The following is a 17,341-nucleotide window of genomic DNA, read 5'->3' on the forward strand; positions in this document are numbered from 1 at the left end:
CGCTCCTCCCGCCGTGAGCGCCCATCCTATGGCCCGCCGGCGCGGCCCCGCCGTGGTGTCCACCAGCCGCCGCTCCGGCGGGGCGGCGGTCAGGCGACCCGGCGGCGGGTCGACCGGGCCCGGCGGGTCTCGTGGGCCAGCACCTCCACCTCGAAGCCGGAGCGGGTGAGCACCTCGATCGCCCGGTGCTCGGCGGCACCCAGGCCGGCCGCCGGGGAGTCGGTGTCGAGCAGGGCCGTCACCAGGCAGCCGGCGCAGCCCGCACCCCGGACCCGGCAGCCGTCGCAGTCGATGAGCATCGTGCCTCCTGACGCAGTGCGGCGTCGGGCGGCAGACCCTCGTCACCGCCCGAGCACCGTCGGTCAGGTCGGACACTAGCCATCGGGTACGACACAACCGGACAACCGGTGATCAACACGTCAGGAGCGGGCCAGCCGGCGCAGCAGCGAGTCGGCCCCCAACGGGTACGCCCCGTGCCGGCGTACCCCGTCGGCGACCTCCCGGTCGGAGGAGACCACCACCACCGGGCGGCCGGGCGGCTCGGCCCGGACCAGCCGGCGGATCAGCTCGTCGGCGGTCTCCCCCTTGCGGGAGAAGAGCACCCGCACCCCGCGCGGGGTGGGCGGCAGGCCGTGCATCCGCTCCGCCCCGTCGAAGACCACCGTCACCTCGTCGCCGGTCTGCGCGGCGATCCCGCCCAGCCCGGTGATCAGCCGTTTGCGCTGCTGCTCCAGGGACATCTCGCCGAACCCGCGTTTGGTGACGTTGTAGCCGTCCACCACCAGGTGCGCCCGGGGCAGGGCGAGCAACTGGTCCAGCCGGGCCGGGTCGTCGGTGTCCCGGGCGCGGGCGGCCGGCCCGCCCTGGGCGGCGGCCGGGGCGTCGGTGAAGGCGTCGGCCACGAAGTCGGCGGGGAGCTTGTCCACCGGGTCCAGGGCCAGTTCGCGGCGCAGCCCCACCGCGGCCTGGCCGATCGTCTCCAGCAGCAGCCACAGCCGGGCGTCGTCGACCGAACGGGCCTCCTTGGCGCTGGCCCTGGCCACCCCGGCCGCCGCCTCCGCCTCGGCCAGCCGGGCCCGCGCCCGGCGCAGCTCGGCGTCGCTGTCGGCGGCGGCGCGGGCGGCCCGGCCACGCTCGGTGGCGAGCAGCTCGTTGGCCCGGCGTTCCCGGGCCTGGGTCTCCCGCAGGCCGCGCTGGAGCTGGCGGTTCTCCTCCCGGAGCTGGCCCAGTTCCTCGCGGACCCGGGCCACCTCGTCGCGGAGCTTCTCCGCCTCCACCCGGGCCACGGCCCGGTCGTGCTCGGCCCGGGTGGCCCGCTGCTCGGCCTCCCGGACCAGCTCGGCGACGACCGCGCTGTCCGCTTCGGCGCGGACCGCCGCGCCGCTGGCGTCGATCAGCTCCCGCCAGCCCCGGGGGCGCACCAGGTAGGCCAGGGCGGCCACCTCGACCGGGTCGGCGGCGGCCGGAGCGGTGCCCTCGACCACGGCCGCGCCGAGGTCACCGGCGTCGGTCAGCACCCGGGCGGTGACCCGCTGCCGGAACAGCGGGTCGGCGGTGAGCTGGGCGGCGATCACCGAGCCGCCGAGCCGGGCCCGCCGGTTGGGGGCGAACTTCGCCACCCGGCGGAGCGGCACCGGCACCTCGTCGGCCGGCAGACCGGGCAGGACCGCCGCGGTGAGCGCCACGATCCGCTGCCGGACCGGCTCGGGCAGGACGGGCTCCGGTTCCGGCAGCGCCGTCTCGGCGGCGTCCGCGTCGGCCGCGCCACCGCCGGACGGGTCCGCGTCGACGTCGTCGGCACCGGCCGCAGCGGCACCGGCCGCCGGCTCCGGGTCGACATCCGGCGGGCCGGCGTCGACCGAGGGCAGGCCGACGTCGGGCGGGACCCCGGGATCGGGCCGGGCCGCCTCGGGCGCCCCCGCACCCAGGTCCCCGCCGGCCCCGGGCGCGGCGGTGGACGACCCCTCCAGCGGGAGGTGGTCGTCGTACGGGTCGGTGAGGGGCATGGGGCAAGTCTCCCACCGCGACCGGGCCCACCGCCGGATGAGTGAGCCGATCTCTCATCCTATGCCGCCCGGGGCCCCTGGGGCTGCGGTGACGGGAGTGTCGCACCGAACGGTTAGCCTGCCGCCCGTGGCACCTGGGGAGTACGTCCAGCAGACCCTGGCCGGCCTGGACCGGTCGGCCGGCGGCGTCGATCCGGCCCTGCCGCTGTACGCGACGACGTTCGTGGTGGTCGACCTGGAGACCACCGGCGGCTCACCCGACGGCGGGGGCATCACCGAGATCGGCGCGGTGAAGGTGCGCGGCGGCGAGGAGCTGGGGGTGCTCGCCACCCTGGTCAACCCGGGGGTGCCGATCCCGCCGTTCATCACCGTGCTGACCGGCATCACCCAGGCCATGCTGGTGCCGGCCCCGCCGATCGAGCAGGTGCTGCCGAGCTTCCTGGAGTTCGTCGCCGACGCCGTGCTGGTGGCCCACAACGCGCCGTACGACGTGGGTTTCCTCAAGGCCGCCTGCGCGAAGCACGGCTACCGCTGGCCCAACCCCCGGGTGCTGGACACGGCGGCGCTGGCCCGGCGGGTGCTCAGCCGCGACGAGGTGCCCAACCGCAAGCTGGGCACCCTGGCCGCCTACTTCCGCACCGCCACCCAGCCCACCCACCGGGCGCTCGACGACGCCAAGGCCACCGTGGACGTGCTGCACGGCCTGATCGCCCGGCTCGGTGGGCACCGGGTCGACACCGTCGGCGAGGCGATCGAGTTCGCCCGCGCGGTCACCCCCACCCAGCGGCGCAAACGGCACCTCGCCGACGGGCTGCCCCGGGGGCCCGGGGTCTACATCTTCCGGGCCGCCGACGACCGGCCGCTCTACGTCGGCACCTCCGGCGACATCGCCACCCGGGTCCGCAGCTACTTCACCGCCGCCGAGAAGCGGGCCCGGATGTCGGAGATGCTGGCCGCCGCCGAACGGGTGGAGGCGGTCCAGTGCGCCCACCCGCTGGAGGCGGAGGTCCGCGAGCTGCGGTTGATCGCCGCGCACGCGCCGCCGTACAACCGGCGGTCGAAGTATCCGGAACGGATGGTGTGGCTCAAGCTCACCGGCGGGCCGTACCCCCGGTTGTCGGTGGTGCGCGGCCTGGCCCCCGGCGACACCGCCTACCTCGGCCCGTTCCGCTCCACCCGGGCCGCCGAGCTGGCCGCCGCCGGGTTCCACGACGCGGTGCCGCTGCGCCAGTGCACCCACCGGCTGTCGCTGCGCACGGTCACGCCGGCCTGCGCGCTGGCCGAGCTGGGCCGCTGCCCGGCGCCCTGCGAGCACCGGATCACCCCGCAGGAGTACGACGACCGCGCGGTCGCCCCGTTCCGCACCGCCACCACCAGTGACCCGCAGGTGGTGGTGGACGCCCTGCTGGCCCGGATCGAGGCGTTGGCCGCCGCGCAGCGCTACGAGGAGGCGGCGGTGGTGCGCTCCCGGCTGGCGGCGGTGCTGCGGGCCACCGTCCGGATGCAGCGGCTGGCCGGGCTGACCCGGATCGCCGAGCTGGCCGCCGCCCGGCCCGCCGCCGGGGGAGGCTGGGAGCTGGCGCTGGTCCGGCACGGGCGGCTCGCCGGGGCCGGGGTGTCCCCGCCGGGCGTCCACCCCCGACCGACGATCACCGCGATCCGGGCGACCGCCGAGACGGTGGAGCCGGGCGGGCACGGGCCGGTGCCCCGGGCCACCGCCGAGGAGACCGAGCGGATCCTGTCCTGGTTGGAACGGCCGGAGACCCGGCTGGTGGAGATGACCTCCGAATGGTCGTCCCCGGTGGCCGGCGCGGGACGGTTCCGCGACCTGCTGGCGAAGGCCGAGGGCGGCGGGTCCCACCAACTCTCGACCGAACGCTCATGAGCAAGTGTCCGATCGGACGACCTCGCCTCGCTTAGTCTGTTAAGGGAGTGCAGTCCTGCCCGTTTCGTGGGCCTGCTTCCGGTTGCCGGCGACGGTGACCGTGGAGCCGGGGTGAGGAGGTGTCCCTCGTGGACGTCGACGCCGGACACGGCGCCGCCCTGGGGGGTGCGCTCCCGGCCCAGCCGGGTGAGCTTCCCCTGGCCCGTCGGCTACGGTCCCTGCTGAGCTGGCCGGCCGGTGACGGCGACCCGGTGACCCAGTTGGTGCGTACCCACCGGGGCATCCATTCGAGCGCGGACGCCTCGGTGCTGCGCCGGGCGTACACGATCGCCGAGAACATGCACCGCGGCCAGTTCCGCAAGAGCGGCGAGCCGTACATCACCCACCCGCTGGCGGTCGCCCAGATCTGCGCCGACCTCGGGATGGACACCACCACCCTGGTCGCGGCGCTGCTGCACGACACGGTGGAGGACACCCGCTACACCCTCCAGGCGCTCAGCGAGGACTTCGGGCCCGAGGTGGCGCACCTGGTCGACGGGGTGACGAAGTTCGACAAGGCGTTCTACGGCAAGGCCGCCGAGGCGGAGACGATCCGCAAGATGATCATCGCGGCCGGCAAGGACGTCCGGGTGCTGATCATCAAGCTGGCCGACCGGCTGCACAACATGCGTACCCTCGGGGTCCGCTCGGCCGCCTCCCGGGAGCGGATCGCCCGCAAGACCCAGGAGGTGCTGGTCCCGCTCTGCGACCGGCTCGGCATCCAGACCCTCAAGCGCGACCTGGACGACGTGGTGCTGCTGCACCTGGAACCCGACGAGCACGCCCGGCTGGCCCGGCACGTGCACGACCGGCCCGGCTGGGACGCCTACCTCGACGACGTGGTGGCCCAGGCCAAGGTGGCGCTGCGCCGCAGCCGGGTCGACGCCGAGGTGAGCGTCCGGCCCCGGCACCTCTACTCGATCTGGAAGGACACCGTGGCCGGTGGGCACGCCGTGCCGTACGACCTGCCCCGGATCGTGATCGTGGTGGACGGCCCGGCCACCGACTGTTACGCCGCCCTCGGCGCGGTGCACGGCCGCTGGCGACCGGTCCCCGGCCGGTTCAAGGACTTCATCGCCTCCCCCAAGAACAACCTCTACCGCTCCCTGCACACCAGCGTCTGCGGCCCGCAGGACCGCACGGTGGAGGTGCTGATCCGCACCCGGGAGATGCACCGCTGCGCCGAGTACGGCGTGGCCGCCGACTTCCGTTTCCCCCGGGCCGCCACCGGGTCCAGCAACACCGACCAGCTCTCCTGGCTGCGCCGGGTGCTCGACTGGGAGCAGGAGGCCCCCGACCCGGCCCAGTTCCTCCAGTCGCTGCGGTGCGACCTGGCCGAGGCGCAGATCCAGGTGGTCGCCGACGGCCGGCAGGTGGTGCTCCCGGCCGGGGCCACCCCGGTCGACCTGGCCTACGAGTTGGGCACCGAGCGGGGCGACCACTGCCTCGCGGCGCGGATCAACGGCCGGCTCGCCCCGCTGGCGTCCGAACTGGACGAGGGCGACGTGGTGGAGATCTACACCGAGAGCGACGCGGAGAGCGGCTTCGAGGCCACGGCGGCCCCGCGTGGGCCCCGCCGCGAGTGGCTCGACTTCGTCAAGTCGCCGCACGCGCAGATGCAGATCAGCCGCTGGTTCACCGAGCACGTCGAGCCCGGCATCTCCATCGCCGACAAGGTCCGCCTCGGGCGGGCCACCATCGGCCTGGCGCTGCGCAAGCACAACCGGGGCCTGGCCAGCGACCTGCCGCTGCTGCGGCTGTCGGAGGAACTCGGCTACCCCGACCTGGAGACCCTGCTGGTCGCGGTCTTCGACCGGGCGGTCGAACCAGACACCGTGGTCCGCCAGCTCATCGACCTGGTCGACCATCGACAGTGAGGCCCTGGCCGGGTGACCGGTCGCCCCGCACCCCACGACACCGCACCGACGGCCTAGCCTGGAGGCCATGATCCTCCGTTCCCGCGCCACCGGCCGGGCCGTCGCGTACAAGGTCTTCTACCGGCTGCCGGTCTCGGTGCGTCGTCGCCTGGTCCGGCTCGCCGGGCCGAAGTACGTGGTCGGCGCGGTGGCCCTGGTCCGGGACAGCGGGGCCGCCGGGGCCGGCCGGCTCCTGCTGCTGCGCCAGCCCCCCGGGCACAGTTGGACGCTGCCCGCCGGTCTGCTCCAGCGCGGGGAGGCCCCGGTCGTCGGCGCGGCCCGCGAGCTGTACGAGGAGTCCGGCGTCCGGCTCGCCCCGGAGCAGCTCCGCCCGGCCGTGCCGAACGCCGTGGTGCACACCCGGGGCTGGGTGGACATGGTCTTCGAGGCGGAGGTGCCCGCCGCCACGACGGAGCTGGCCGTGGACGGCGCGGAGGTCTTCGAGGCGGCCTGGCACCCGCTGGACGACCTGCCCCGGCTGAGCCGGGCCACCGCCAACCTGCTCGGCCACTACGGCATCGGGCCGCAGGCCGGCCAGCCGACGACGTGACCGCCCCGGACGGCCTGTGCGCGGTGGTGCTCGCCGCCGGTGAGGGCACCCGGCTGCGCCCGCTGACCGCCCGGGTGCCCAAGGCGCTCTGCCCGGTCGGCAACGTGCCGCTGCTGGACCGGGCCCTGCACCGGCTCGCCGGGCTGGGCCTGACCGGGCCGGGGCGGGTGGCGGTGAACGCCTGCTACCTGGCCGACCAGGTGGTGACGCACGTCGGCGACCGGGCGCATCTGTCGGTGGAGCCGGGTGACCCGTTGGGCACCGCCGGTGGGCTGGGCAACCTGCGGGACTGGATCGCCGGCCGGGGGGTGCTGGTCGGCAACGCCGACGCGTACCTGGCCGATCCCGGTGCCGCCCCCGGGCCGGACGTCGCGGCGCTGCTGGCCGGGTGGGACTTCCGGTCCGTACGCCTGCTGGGCCGGCCGGCACCCGACCCGCGCGCCCCCGGCACCTTCGACGGGCACGTCTTCACCGGTTTCTCGCTGCTGCCCTGGCACCGGGTGCGGGAGCTGCCGGCCAGCTTCGGTGACCTGGTCCGCACGGTGTGGCGGCCGGCGGAGGCGGCCGGCGAGCTGACCGTGGTGCCGTACCCGGGCACGTTCTTCGACACCGGCACGCCCGCCGACTACCTGGCGGCCAACCTGCACGCCGCCGGCGACGACGCGCTGGTCGCCCCGGACGCCACCGTCACCGGCCGGGCCCGGCACGCGGTGGTCGGCGCGGGCGCGGTGGTACGCGGCGACGTAGAGCGCGTGGTGGTCTGGCCCGGCGCGACGGTCGGCCCCCACGAACGGCTCCGCGACGCGATCCGGGCGGGCGACGGGCTCACCGTGGCCGCCTCACCAGGCGAAGGTTGATCACCGGTGTCAGAATCACCGGCATGCAGCCCTCCGTGCCCCGCATCCCCCTGTCGGTCGGCTACCGGTCGAGCCGTACCGGTCGGGTCGTCTCGCTGCTGGTGCTGGGTGCCCTCCTGACGGTCACCTGCGGTTGTGTCGGCGCGTTCCTCGGGACCGGTCTGAACGCGGCGGGCGGTGACGGCAGCCCGGCGCTGCCGGCGCTCGTCGCGCTGCTGTCGGCCGGGCTGGTCATGCTCCTCGTCGGCCTGCTGGTGACCAGCATCGTGCGCACCGGCGCCTGGCTGGAGGGCAGCCGGCTCACCGTGGTCGGGCTCACCGCCAGGAGCGTCGACCTGCGGTCCGCCCGGTCGGTGTCGCTGCACGCGGCGGCCGTCGCGCATACCGGCGTCTCCGGCGACGGTTCGCTGGTCGCCACCGGCGCGGTCACCCGGACCCCGGTGCTCACCGTCACCGCCGACACCGGCACGGTCAAGCTGGGGCTGCGCAGCAGGGAGAGCCTGCTCATCCCGCCGCCCGAGATGTACGCCCTGGCCGCCGCGCTGGACACCGCCCGCTGCCCGGGGGCGGCCGAGGCGGCGGCCTGGCTGCGTGCCATGGCCGCCGACCCCCGCACCATGCTGCTCTGACCGGCACGCCCGGCCCGGTCTTGATCGACCCGATGTCGCCGATGTAGCGGCCTCCACCCGGCCCGGACAGCGCAATATCAGCCACATCGCGACAGGCCCCGACCCGGCGGCCCGGGGGCGGGTGGGGGCGGGTGGGGGCGGCACTAGCATGGTCAACGACGCCAGGTCGGCGTCGCGCCGGGCACGACGAACGGAGAATCGTCAAGTGATCACCGCGATCGTCCTGATCGACTGCGCCACCGACTCGATCCCCGAGGTGGCCGAGAACCTGGCCAACCTGCCCGGTGTCAGCGAGGTCTACTCGGTGGCCGGGCACGTCGACCTGATCGCCATCGTCCGGGTCCGGGAGTTCGAGCAGATCGCCAAGGTCATCGCCGGCAGCATCTCCAAGGTCCCCGGGGTGCTCAACACCGAGTCGCACATCGCCTTCCGCGCCTACTCCCAGCACGACCTGGAGGAGGCGTTCGCGATCGGCCTGGCCAGCGCCGACTGACCGACGCCGGACAGGCGACGGTGGCCGGCCCGCTGGGGACCGGCCACCGTCAGGTGGTACGGGACGTCAGCTGTTGCCCGGAGCCGGCGTCTCGGTGGTGCCACCCGGTTCCGGCGACTCCGTGGTGCCGCCCGGGGCCGGGGACTCGGTCGTGCCGCCCGGAGCCGGCGTACCGCTGCCACCCGGGCTCGCGGTGCCGCTGGCGCTGGTCTGCGGGACCGGGACGCCCAACTCCTGGGCCAGGGCGACCAGCGCGTCGTAGTGCGCCTGCAACACCGGCAGCGCGTCCTGCGCGAGCTGGACCACCGACTGCTCGGAGCCCTGCGAGATCTCGGTCTGGGTGGCCTGGATGGCCTGCACGTGACCGGCCAGCTCAGCGGTCACCCACGCCTTGTCGAACGCGGCACCGTTGAGGCCGTTGAGCTTGTCGATCACCTTCTGCTGGTCGGCCGTCGGCGCGTTCGGCAGGGTCACGTTCAGCTGCTGGGCGGTGCTCTTCACCGTCTGGTCGAGCTGGGTGTGATCGGTGACGAACTGCTGCCCCAACTGCTTGACCTGCTCGTTCTGCCCCTTCTTCTGGGCCAGGTTCCCGGTGACGATCTCGGCCAGGTTGACCTGGTGCACCGCCTGCAGGTACTGGGTGTCCTGCGCCGACGGCTGCGCGGCGGCCTGCGCGGCAGCCGCGGGGGCCAGGCCGACCACCACCAGCGTGGCCAGCAGTCCCAGGCGTTTGATACCCAACATGTTCCCTCCCCGTTTTTCGTTGGACCGCACGGATACCCGGCTGGCGCGGGTTATTCCTGCGCTTTCCACCCGTTGGTGGCCGGTCACGCCGCCCGCCGACGGTGCGGCCGGCCGGCCGCCGGAACGGACGAAGCGCCCGCCGGAGGACTCCGGCGGGCGCTTCGGCGCAGTGGTACGGGAAGGTCAGCGGCGGGAGTCTCCGCTGCCGATCTCCTCCCGCTCGGGGCGGGGTTCCACCGGCGGGTGCCCCGGCGAGACCGGCGCCTCGACCGGCTTCTCGATCGGGTAGAAGAAGCCCCGGATCGCCGGGCCGAGCGCCCCGAGCCGGTTCATCTTCTTCGGCACCACCCAGCCGACGTAGTCCAGTTCGCCGTGCCCGTGGCCGTCACCGGCGCTGAGCGGCTGGTGGACCTCCTCGAACCGGCCGTCGGGCAGCCGCCGGATGATGCCGGTCTCCACGCCGTGGGCCAGCACCTCCCGGTCGTGCTGCTGGAGACCGAGGCAGATCCGGTACGTGACGTAGTACGCCAGCGGCGGGATGAACAGCAGGCCGATCCGGCCCGCCCAGGTCATCGCGTTCAGGCTGATGTGGAACTTGTCGGCGATCACGTCGTTGGCCCCGGAGAGGGTCAGCACGATGTAGAAGGCGACGGCCATCGCGCCCACCGCGGTCCGGGCCGGCACGTCCCGGGGGCGTTGCAGCAGGTTGTGGTGCCGGTAGTCCTTGAGCTGCCGCGCCTCCACGAACGGGTAGAGCGTGGAGAGCCCGACCAGGATGCCCGGCAGCACGACCGTCGGCCAGAACAGCGGCGGGATGACGTACCCGTTGCCGATCGGGATGTTGATCTCCCAGGCGGGCATCAGACGGGTCGAGCCGTCGAGGAACATGACGTACCAGTCGGGCTGGCTGGCCGCCGAGACCACCCACGCCTCGTACGGGCCGAAGTACCAGATCGGGTTGATCTGGAACAGGCCGCCCATCAGTGCGATCACGCCGAAGACGACCATGAAGAAGCCGCCCTGCTTGAGCGCGTAGCGCGGGAACATCCGCTCGCCGACCACGTTCTCGTTGGTCCGGCCGGGGCCGGGCCACTGGGTGTGCTTCTGCTTGAACACCAGGCCCAGGTGGGCGCTGATCAGCGCGACCAGCAGACCCGGGATCAGCAGCACGTGGGCGATGAAGAACCGGCTGATGATGATCTCACCGGGGAACTCGCCGCCGAAGACCGACGAGGTGACCCAGGAGCCGATCACCGGGATCGACAGCATGATGCCGGAGGCGATCCGCAGGCCGGTGCCGGACAGGCCGTCGTCCGGCAGCGAGTAGCCGGTGAAGCCGGCCAGGAAGCCGACCCAGAACAGCAGCGAACCGATGATCCAGTTGGTCTCCCGCGGCTTGCGGAACGCGCCGGTGAAGAAGACCCGCATCATGTGCACCACGATCGCGGCCATGAACAGCAGCGCGGACCAGTGGTGCATCTGCCGCATGATCAGGCCACCCCGGACATCGAACGAGATGTCCAGGCTGGAGGCGTACGCGGCGGACATCGGGGTGCCCCGCAGCGGGGCGTAGCTGCCGTTGTAGACCACCTCGGTCATCGCCGGCTCGTAGAAGAAGGTCAGGAAGACACCGGTGAGCAGCAGCACGACGAACGAGAAGAGCGCGATCTCGCCGAGCAGGAACGACCAGTGGTCCGGGAAGACCTTGTTGAGCAGCTTGCGCAGCGGGGTGGCGACCTGGAAGCGGTCGTCCACTCCCCCGGCGGCCTTGCCCGGCACCGCTGCTACGTCAAACTTTCGGCGCTTCATGGCCGCTCCCAGAAGTCGGGGCCGACGGTTTCGGTGTAGTCGGACTTCGCCACGAAGAAGCCGTCCTCGTCCACCTCGATCGGCAGCTGGGGCAGCCGCCGGCTCGCCGGGCCGAAGACCGGCCGGGCGTTGTCGGTGATCAGGAACTGGCTCTGGTGGCACGGGCAGAGCAGCCGGTTGGTCTGCTGCTCGTACAGGCTCGCCGGGCAGCCGGCGTGGGTGCAGATCTTGGAGTACGCCGCGTAGTTGCCCCACATGTAGTCACCGTGGCCGACCCGCGAGTTGGCCTGCCGGGACTTCTCCGCGTCGGTCTCCCGCAGGTGGATCAGCAGGGTCGGCGAGTCGGCGTGCTTGTTGCTGACGCCGTGCTCGATGCCGGGGAAGACGGTCAGCTGGCCGCCGGCGCTGACGTCGGCGGGGCGGATCGGCCGGCCGTCCTCGCGGACCAGCCGGATCTTCTTGCCGTCGGCCGGGGCGAAGCCGGTGGTGAACATCTGGTTGTTCTTGTGCGGGTTGGAGATCAGCCCACCGACCAGCGGGGCCGCGGCGACCGCGCCGACCGGCAGCAGGCCGGCGACCAGCGAGACGCCGAGCAGCGGACGACGCCGTACCCCCATCTCGTCGGCGAGGTAGAGCATGGTCTCGCCGGTGATCTTCCGGTCCTCCGCCGAGCCGGGACCGTCGTGCCGGTCCTGGATCGAGACCTCCTTGGGCAGCAGCTTCTTGCCCCAGGTGAGGATGCCGAAGCCGATGCCGAGCAGGGCGACGCCGAGGGTGAGGCCGAGCAGCGGGGTGTACCACTTGTCGCCGCCGCGACCCGGCTCGTACTCCCAGGGCCACCAGATGTAGACCACCAGGAACGCGGTGGCGGCCAGGCCGGTGAGCAGGAACATCGCCGCGACCGTACGGGTCAGCCGGCGCTCGGCCTTGCTGCCCGGGACGACCTGCTCCTCGTAGTGGACGATCTCGATGTCGTCCCGCCGGGCCCCCTCCTGGACGATGTCGAACCGGGAGAGCCGGGGGTCGTGGACGTCGAGCGGCTCCCGGTCCTGCGGGGCGTGCTGCTCGGTCTTGGTGCTCATGCCGTCACCTCGCTACGGGCGGTGCCGGCGCACGGCACCACGGCAATGGTGTTGACGATCCGCCCGGTCACGACTTGCCCGCAATCCACAGGCTCGCGAAGACCAGCGCGACGATGCCCACCAGGAAGATCGCCAGGCCCTCGGTGGACGGACCGTACCGGCCGAGGTTGAAGCCGCCCTGGTCCTGGTCGGCCTTCAGGGTCTCCTGGATGTAGGCGATGATGTCCGCCTTCTGCTCCGGGGTGATCTGGTTGTCGCCGAACACCGGCATGTTCTGCGGGCCGCTGAGCATCGCGGCGTAGATCTGCGCGTCGCTGGCCGGGGCCAGGCTCGGGGCGTACTTGCCGGAGGAGAGCGCGCCGCCGCCACCGCCGAAGGCGTGGCACTGCGAGCAGTTGATCCGGAACAGCTCGCCACCGGTGGCCAGGTTGGCGCCCTCGCGGAGGTTGCCCTGCGGGACCTGCGGGCCCCCGCCGAGCTCCTGGATGTACTGGCCGAGCTGACGCACCTGCTCGTCGGTGAAGACCGGCGGCTTGCGCATGGCCTGCGCCTCCTGCCGGGCCATCGGCATCCGACCGCTGCCGACCTGGAACTCGACCGACGCGGAGCCGACCCCGATCAGGCTCGGGCCACGACCCTCGACACCCTGGGCGTTGCGACCGTGGCAGGTCACGCAGCTCACGTCGAACAGCGCCTTGCCCTCGGCCGCGGCGCCGGTGAGCGGCGGGTTTTCCTGCGCCTGCACGCCGGGGGCGAAGACGGTGTAGGCGCCGCCGGCCAGCGTCAACGCGGCGATCAGCCGGAACGCCGCGCCCAGCCGGCGGCGGCCCCTGCTGCGCGCCGCGGGCCGCCCGCGCAGGCGCGCGAGCAGACCGCGTCGGCGGTCGTTGTCAGAAGTCATGACCTGTGTCCTTAACCGGTTGGACCTTGTCTCAGGGGACGGAGCAGCGGCGCGGAACGTGACACGCCAAGATCACTGAAGCCAGTAGATCATGCCGTACAGCCCGATCCACACGACGTCGACGAAGTGCCAGTAGTACGACACGACGATCGCCGACGTGGCCTGGGCCGGGGTGAACCGGCCCATGGTGGTGCGGATCATGAAGATGATGAAGGCGATGAGACCGCCGGTCACGTGCAGGCCGTGGAAGCCGGTGGTCAGGTAGAACATCGACCCGTAACCGTCTTCGTTGATCTTCACGCCCTCGTGCACCAGGGTCAGGTACTCGTTCGCCTGGCCGAGCACGAAGATCAGGCCCATCACGAAGGTGATCGTGAACCAGCGCCGCAGGGCGTGGACGTCACCCTTCTCGGCCGCGAACACACCGAGCTGGCAGGTCACCGAGGACAGCACCAGGATCACCGTGAAGGTGGTCGCATAGGGGATGTTGAGGACCTCGGTGTGCTTCTCCCACTGCTCCGGCGCCGCCGCGCGGATCGAGAAGTACATCGCGAACAGCGCCGCGAAGAACATGAGTTCGCTGGAGAGCCACACGATCGTCCCGACGCTGACCATGTTGGGCCGCGTCAGAGAGTGGATCCGGCTCTTGTCAATGGCTGGGGCCGCAGTCACGCGGTCATTATTGCCCTTGACCGGGGCGGGCGATCAGCGGGGGGCCAAACCCGGGGAGGGGATGGCCCGATCGTGGCGGTCCGGTTCGCCTGGCCTAGCCTGAAAAGCGTGCTGCACGTCGATTCGATCTTCGCCGCCACCTCGGCGACCCCGCCCACCAGCCTCGCGGCCGGCGGCGTCGAGGTACCGCCGCCGTTCGACATCACCCGGGTCTTCACCGAGACCCGGCTGGACAGCTGGCTCGCCCTGGGCCTGGTCCTCGCCGCCGGCCTCTACCTCTACGGGGTCCACCGGCTGCGGCTGCGCGGCGACCACTGGCCGGTGATCCGTACCGTCTGCTTCCTCGGGCCCGGCCTGGGCGGCATCGCCGCGGTCACCGTCAGTGGGCTGCACGCCTACGACACCGCCCTGCTCTCGGTGCACATGGTGCAGCACATGGTGCTGTCGATGATCTCGCCGATCTTCCTGGCCCTGGGCGCGCCGGTCACCCTGGCGCTGCGCACCCTGCCGGTCGGCCCGCGCAAGCGGCTGCTGGCCGTCGTGCACAGCCGGATCGCCCGGATCTACGGCTTCCCGCTGGTGGCGTTCAGCATCTTCGTGGTCAACCCGTTCGCGCTCTACTTCACCGACCTGTACCGCTACACCCTCGAACACGCCTGGGCGCACGAGCTGGTGCACGCGCACTTCATCATGACCGGCTGCGTGTTCTTCTGGCCGCTGCTCGGGCTCGACCCGCTGCCCGGCCGCTGGCCGTACCCGGCGCGGGCGCTGCTGATGCTGCTGTCGGTGCCGTTCCACACCGTGCTCGGGCTCACCATCATGCAGAGCACCACGCTGTTCGGCGGCGACTGGTACCCGTCGCTGGGCCTGGCCTGGTCCGACCCGTGGAACGACCAGGTGGTCGCCGGCGGCATCCTGTGGGCCGGTGGCGAGTTCGTCAGCGTGACGATGATCGCCGTGCTGGTCGTCCAGTGGATCAAGCAGTCCGAGCGGGAGGCCCGCCGGGTGGACCGCGAGCTGGACCGGCAGGAGGCCCGCGACCGCGCCGCCGAGGCCGCCGCCACCCCGGCCGCGGCCCCCGGAACCCCGTCCTGAGCTGCCGCGACACCCGGTCCGCCGGGGGCCGGCAGGCGGGATGTCGGGTACGCCACACCGCCCGGTACGATCAACGGGCAGCAACGAGGAGTACAGCCCATGAGTGAGCGCAGCGAGCGAGTCAGGCTCAGTGCGACGGTGCCTCATCACGGCACGGAGCGAAGCGGAGTGCCGGCATGAGCGAGCGTCTTTGCACCGTCCTGCTCTACAGCGACGACCCGCAGGTCCGGGACCGGATGCGGCTGGCCGTCGGCACCCGTCCCGCACCCGGCCTGACGATCGAGTTCGTCGAGGCGTCCGACTACGCCGGCTGCGTCCGGCTGGTCGACGACTACGAGATCGACCTGATGCTGCTCGACGGTGAGGCCAGCCCCGGCGGCGGCCTCGGCATCGCCCGCCAGATCAAGGACGACCGGGACGACGCCCCGCCGACCTGCGTGGTCATCGCCCGGGCCGCCGACCGATGGCTCGCCTCGTACGCGCAGGTCGACGGCGTGCTGATGCACCCGCTCGACCCGGTGACCACCGGCACCACGGTCGCCGAGCTGCTGCGTACGCACGCCGCCGCCTGAGTCGCAGACACTCGGCGGCGCCCAGGCGCCCGGGGTGACGGGCGCACCCGTCCACCCGCACCCCACGCCCGCCTCGGGAGGCCCACCATGGGCGATCGGACCTGGCCGCACCTGCTCAACGCGCTGCTGCGCGGCGACGAGCTGTCCACCGCCGACACCGCCTGGGCGATGAACGAGATCATGGCGGGTGCCGCCGTACCGGCGCAGATCGCCGGGTTCGCGATCGCGCTGCGGGCCAAGGGCGAGACCCCGGCCGAACTGGCCGGCCTGGTCGAGGCGATGCTCGGCAACGCGGTGCCGGTGACCCTGCCGGAGGAGCTGCGGCGCACCTCGGTCGACGTGGTGGGCACCGGCGGTGACCTCGCCCACACGGTCAACATCTCGACGATGACCGCGCTGGTGGTGGCCGGCGCCGGCGTCCGGGTGGTCAAGCACGGCAACCGGGCCGCCTCGTCCCTGTGCGGCACCGCCGACCTGCTGGAATTCTTCGGCGTGCCGCTGGATCTCGGCCCGGAGCAGGTGACCCGGTGCGTGGCCGAGGCGGGGATCGGCTTCTGCTTCGCGGCCCGGTTCCACCCCGGGATGCGCCACGCCGGCCCGGTCCGCCGGGAGATCGGCGTGCCGACCGCGTTCAACTTCCTCGGTCCGCTGACCAATCCGGCCCGGCCGCACGCCGGGGCGGTCGGTTGCTTCGACGCCCGGATGGCCCCGGTGATGGCCGAGGTGTTCGCCCGCCGGGGCGACTCGGTGATCGTGATGCGCGGCGAGGACGGCCTGGACGAGTTCACCACCGCCGCGCCGACCCGGGTCTGGGTGGCCCAGCAGGGCACCGTACGGGAGGCCCTGCTGGACGCGGCCGACCTCGGGGTACCCCGGTCCACCCTGGCCGACCTGCGGGGCGGCGACGCGGCCCACAACGCCGCCGTGGCCCGGCGGCTGCTGGCCGGCGAGACCGGCCCGGTCCGCGACGCCGTCCTGGTCAACGCGGCCGTCGCGCTCGCCACCCAGGCCCCGCTGGACGGTGACCTCACCGAGGCGGTCCGTGCCGGCATGGCCCGGGCCACCGAGTCGATCGACTCGGGGGCGGCGGCGGCCGTCCTGGAACGCTGGGTCGACGTCGCCCGCTCCCTCTGACAGCGATGATGTGGGAACGGGTCACCCGGCCGGGCGGTGTGCCGGCCCCGGGCTGGTGGCGGCGCGTCGGGGCCCGGTGCGCCCGGCCGTGCCGTTGGGGCTGACGGGGGCGTGTCGGAGGGGCGTGGGAAACTACACGGGAGTAGTTTTTCCGTTTCCGACGATGGCGGCGATGCCCATCGGCGGGTTCCGGAGCGAGAGGAGACGCCCGTGTCGGACCGCGAGCTCTACTGCGACACCTGCGAGGGCGTTCAGCCGTTCGAGGCGCCGCCGTGCCCCGACGGTCACGGCGTCGACTGTCCCGAGCTGGCCTGCACCGGCTGCGGCGCGGCGGTGCTGATCGCGACCTTCGCCTTCCAGCCCACCCGCCTGGCCGACCGTCGCCGCCGCCCGTCAGCCGGCCGTCACGCGGCCTGACCCTGCGGAGGCACCGCCGGCTCCCGGGTCCCGTCGCGGGCTCCGGCCTGCTGAGCGGCATGACAGGATCACCGGATGCTCCGACTCACGGATTTCATCATCGACTGCCCGGACACGATGCGGCTGGCGGCCTTCTACGCCGCGGTGACGGGTCGCCCGGTCAAGGAGGGCAGCGACGAGGAGTGGGCCGGCATCCGGTTCGGCGAAATCGAGCTGGCCTTCATCAGGGTGGCGGAGTACCGCGCCCCGCGGTGGCCCGACGGCGAGCACCCCAAGCAGTTCCACCTCGACTTCGAAGTCGACGACATCGAGGCCGAACAGCGCCGCGTCCTGACCCTCGGCGCGACCCTGGAGCAGGACTTCGTCGGCCCCGAAGGCTACGGATGGCGGGTCTACACCGACCCCGTCGGTCACCCCTTCTGCCTCTGCCGCAACCGGGGTGTCACCTGGACCGACCAGGGACCCGTCTGGCCCGATCGGCTCAACTGAGCCGAAGCGGCGGTGACAGGTCCGCCGGGACACCGCCACCTCGGCCCCCTG

18 protein-coding genes are annotated in these 17,341 nt (G+C 72.9%); 11 read left to right on the plus strand and 7 right to left on the minus strand.

All coding sequences use genetic code 11. The features are described from left to right. Nucleotides 1-89: 89 nt before the first annotated feature. Entirely contained in the window at nt 90-299 is a 210-nt protein-coding gene (locus FJK98_RS24165; RefSeq protein WP_091237684.1) for a hypothetical protein, read from the minus strand. A gap of 120 nt (nt 300-419) precedes the next feature. Further along, a complete protein-coding gene (locus FJK98_RS24170; protein WP_145921041.1) occupies nt 420-2,006 on the minus strand; it encodes an NYN domain-containing protein in 1,587 nt (528 codons plus the stop codon). A gap of 127 nt (nt 2,007-2,133) precedes the next feature. On the opposite strand from FJK98_RS24170, the gene FJK98_RS24175 reads away from it, so the two are divergent. The 6 genes from FJK98_RS24175 to FJK98_RS24200 all read left to right on the plus strand — a co-directional run bounded on the left by FJK98_RS24175 (nt 2,134) and on the right by FJK98_RS24200 (nt 8,375). Continuing rightward, on the plus strand, nt 2,134-3,891 hold the full coding sequence (locus tag FJK98_RS24175; protein WP_145921042.1) for a DEDD exonuclease domain-containing protein: 1,758 nt from the start codon (nt 2,134-2,136) through the stop codon (nt 3,889-3,891). Between the two features lie 128 nt (nt 3,892-4,019). Further along, nucleotides 4,020-5,807, plus strand: coding sequence for a bifunctional (p)ppGpp synthetase/guanosine-3',5'-bis(diphosphate) 3'-pyrophosphohydrolase (locus FJK98_RS24180; RefSeq protein WP_145922965.1), 1,788 nt, complete (start codon nt 4,020-4,022; stop codon nt 5,805-5,807). A gap of 67 nt (nt 5,808-5,874) precedes the next feature. Further along, complete coding sequence (locus tag FJK98_RS24185; protein ID WP_145921043.1) at nt 5,875-6,396, plus strand: NUDIX hydrolase; 522 nt, start codon at nt 5,875-5,877, stop codon at nt 6,394-6,396. Then, entirely contained in the window at nt 6,393-7,253 is an 861-nt protein-coding gene (locus FJK98_RS24190; RefSeq protein WP_145921044.1) for a sugar phosphate nucleotidyltransferase, read from the plus strand. Before FJK98_RS24185 ends, FJK98_RS24190 begins: the two co-directional genes overlap by 4 nt. A gap of 23 nt (nt 7,254-7,276) precedes the next feature. Then, a complete protein-coding gene (locus tag FJK98_RS24195; protein WP_145921045.1) occupies nt 7,277-7,882 on the plus strand; it encodes a hypothetical protein in 606 nt (201 codons plus the stop codon). Between the two features lie 205 nt (nt 7,883-8,087). Then, nucleotides 8,088-8,375 carry an Lrp/AsnC family transcriptional regulator gene (locus tag FJK98_RS24200; protein WP_088644676.1) on the plus strand — a complete coding sequence of 96 codons (288 nt, stop codon included), beginning with the start codon at nt 8,088-8,090 and terminating at the stop codon, nt 8,373-8,375. 66 nt (nt 8,376-8,441) lie between these two features. On the opposite strand, the gene FJK98_RS24205 is transcribed toward FJK98_RS24200, so the two are convergent. From FJK98_RS24205 to FJK98_RS24225, 5 genes are all read right to left on the minus strand, one after another. Further along, nucleotides 8,442-9,119, minus strand: a complete 678-nt coding sequence (locus FJK98_RS24205) for a DUF4142 domain-containing protein (protein ID WP_088644675.1) — start codon at nt 9,117-9,119, stop codon at nt 8,442-8,444. Between the two features lie 183 nt (nt 9,120-9,302). Continuing rightward, complete coding sequence (locus tag FJK98_RS24210; protein WP_088644674.1) at nt 9,303-10,928, minus strand: cytochrome bc complex cytochrome b subunit; 1,626 nt, start codon at nt 10,926-10,928, stop codon at nt 9,303-9,305. Next, entirely contained in the window at nt 10,925-12,010 is a 1,086-nt protein-coding gene (locus FJK98_RS24215) for a ubiquinol-cytochrome c reductase iron-sulfur subunit (protein ID WP_145921046.1), read from the minus strand. Before FJK98_RS24215 ends, FJK98_RS24210 begins: the two co-directional genes overlap by 4 nt. 67 nt (nt 12,011-12,077) lie before the next feature. Further along, entirely contained in the window at nt 12,078-12,911 is an 834-nt protein-coding gene (locus FJK98_RS24220) for a cytochrome c (RefSeq protein WP_145921047.1), read from the minus strand. A gap of 72 nt (nt 12,912-12,983) precedes the next feature. Then, a complete protein-coding gene (locus FJK98_RS24225; protein ID WP_088644671.1) occupies nt 12,984-13,583 on the minus strand; it encodes a heme-copper oxidase subunit III in 600 nt (199 codons plus the stop codon). A gap of 108 nt (nt 13,584-13,691) precedes the next feature. On the opposite strand from FJK98_RS24225, the gene FJK98_RS24230 reads away from it, so the two are divergent. The 5 genes from FJK98_RS24230 to FJK98_RS24250 all read left to right on the plus strand — a co-directional run bounded on the left by FJK98_RS24230 (nt 13,692) and on the right by FJK98_RS24250 (nt 17,290). Next, nucleotides 13,692-14,678 (plus strand): cytochrome c oxidase assembly protein, encoded by a 987-nt coding sequence (locus FJK98_RS24230; RefSeq protein WP_145921048.1) that lies wholly within the window; start codon nt 13,692-13,694, stop codon nt 14,676-14,678. 176 nt (nt 14,679-14,854) lie between these two features. Further along, nucleotides 14,855-15,250, plus strand: coding sequence for a hypothetical protein (locus FJK98_RS24235; protein ID WP_145921049.1), 396 nt, complete (start codon nt 14,855-14,857; stop codon nt 15,248-15,250). 87 nt (nt 15,251-15,337) lie between these two features. Then, complete coding sequence (gene trpD, locus FJK98_RS24240; protein WP_145921050.1) at nt 15,338-16,384, plus strand: anthranilate phosphoribosyltransferase; 1,047 nt, start codon at nt 15,338-15,340, stop codon at nt 16,382-16,384. Between the two features lie 210 nt (nt 16,385-16,594). Next, the gene (locus tag FJK98_RS24245; RefSeq protein ID WP_145921051.1) at nt 16,595-16,801 is read left to right on the plus strand and encodes a hypothetical protein; all 207 of its coding nucleotides are present in this window, start codon (nt 16,595-16,597) and stop codon (nt 16,799-16,801) included. A gap of 75 nt (nt 16,802-16,876) precedes the next feature. After that, nucleotides 16,877-17,290, plus strand: a complete 414-nt coding sequence (locus tag FJK98_RS24250) for a VOC family protein (protein ID WP_145921052.1) — start codon at nt 16,877-16,879, stop codon at nt 17,288-17,290. Nucleotides 17,291-17,341 lie beyond the last annotated feature (51 nt).

The sequence above is a fragment of the Micromonospora sp. HM134 genome (assembly GCF_007833915.1).
GTDB classification, from domain to species: domain Bacteria; phylum Actinomycetota; class Actinomycetes; order Mycobacteriales; family Micromonosporaceae; genus Micromonospora; species Micromonospora wenchangensis.

Bases quoted from the DNA above. Each gene is read 5' to 3' on its own strand.
- FJK98_RS24165 (WP_091237684.1), bottom strand. From the start codon at position 299: ATGCTCATCGACTGCGACGGCTGCCGGGTCCGGGGTGCGGGCTGCGCC.
- FJK98_RS24185 (WP_145921043.1), top strand. From the start codon at position 5,875: ATGATCCTCCGTTCCCGCGCCACCGGCCGGGCCGTCGCGTACAAGGTC.
- FJK98_RS24215 (WP_145921046.1), bottom strand. From the start codon at position 12,010: ATGAGCACCAAGACCGAGCAGCACGCCCCGCAGGACCGGGAGCCGCTC.
- FJK98_RS24205 (WP_088644675.1), bottom strand. From the start codon at position 9,119: ATGTTGGGTATCAAACGCCTGGGACTGCTGGCCACGCTGGTGGTGGTC.
- FJK98_RS24250 (WP_145921052.1), top strand. From the start codon at position 16,877: ATGCTCCGACTCACGGATTTCATCATCGACTGCCCGGACACGATGCGG.
- FJK98_RS24235 (WP_145921049.1), top strand. From the start codon at position 14,855: ATGAGCGAGCGTCTTTGCACCGTCCTGCTCTACAGCGACGACCCGCAG.
- trpD (WP_145921050.1), top strand. From the start codon at position 15,338: ATGGGCGATCGGACCTGGCCGCACCTGCTCAACGCGCTGCTGCGCGGC.
- FJK98_RS24170 (WP_145921041.1), bottom strand. From the start codon at position 2,006: ATGCCCCTCACCGACCCGTACGACGACCACCTCCCGCTGGAGGGGTCG.
- FJK98_RS24195 (WP_145921045.1), top strand. From the start codon at position 7,277: ATGCAGCCCTCCGTGCCCCGCATCCCCCTGTCGGTCGGCTACCGGTCG.
- FJK98_RS24210 (WP_088644674.1), bottom strand. From the start codon at position 10,928: ATGAAGCGCCGAAAGTTTGACGTAGCAGCGGTGCCGGGCAAGGCCGCC.
- FJK98_RS24220 (WP_145921047.1), bottom strand. From the start codon at position 12,911: ATGACTTCTGACAACGACCGCCGACGCGGTCTGCTCGCGCGCCTGCGC.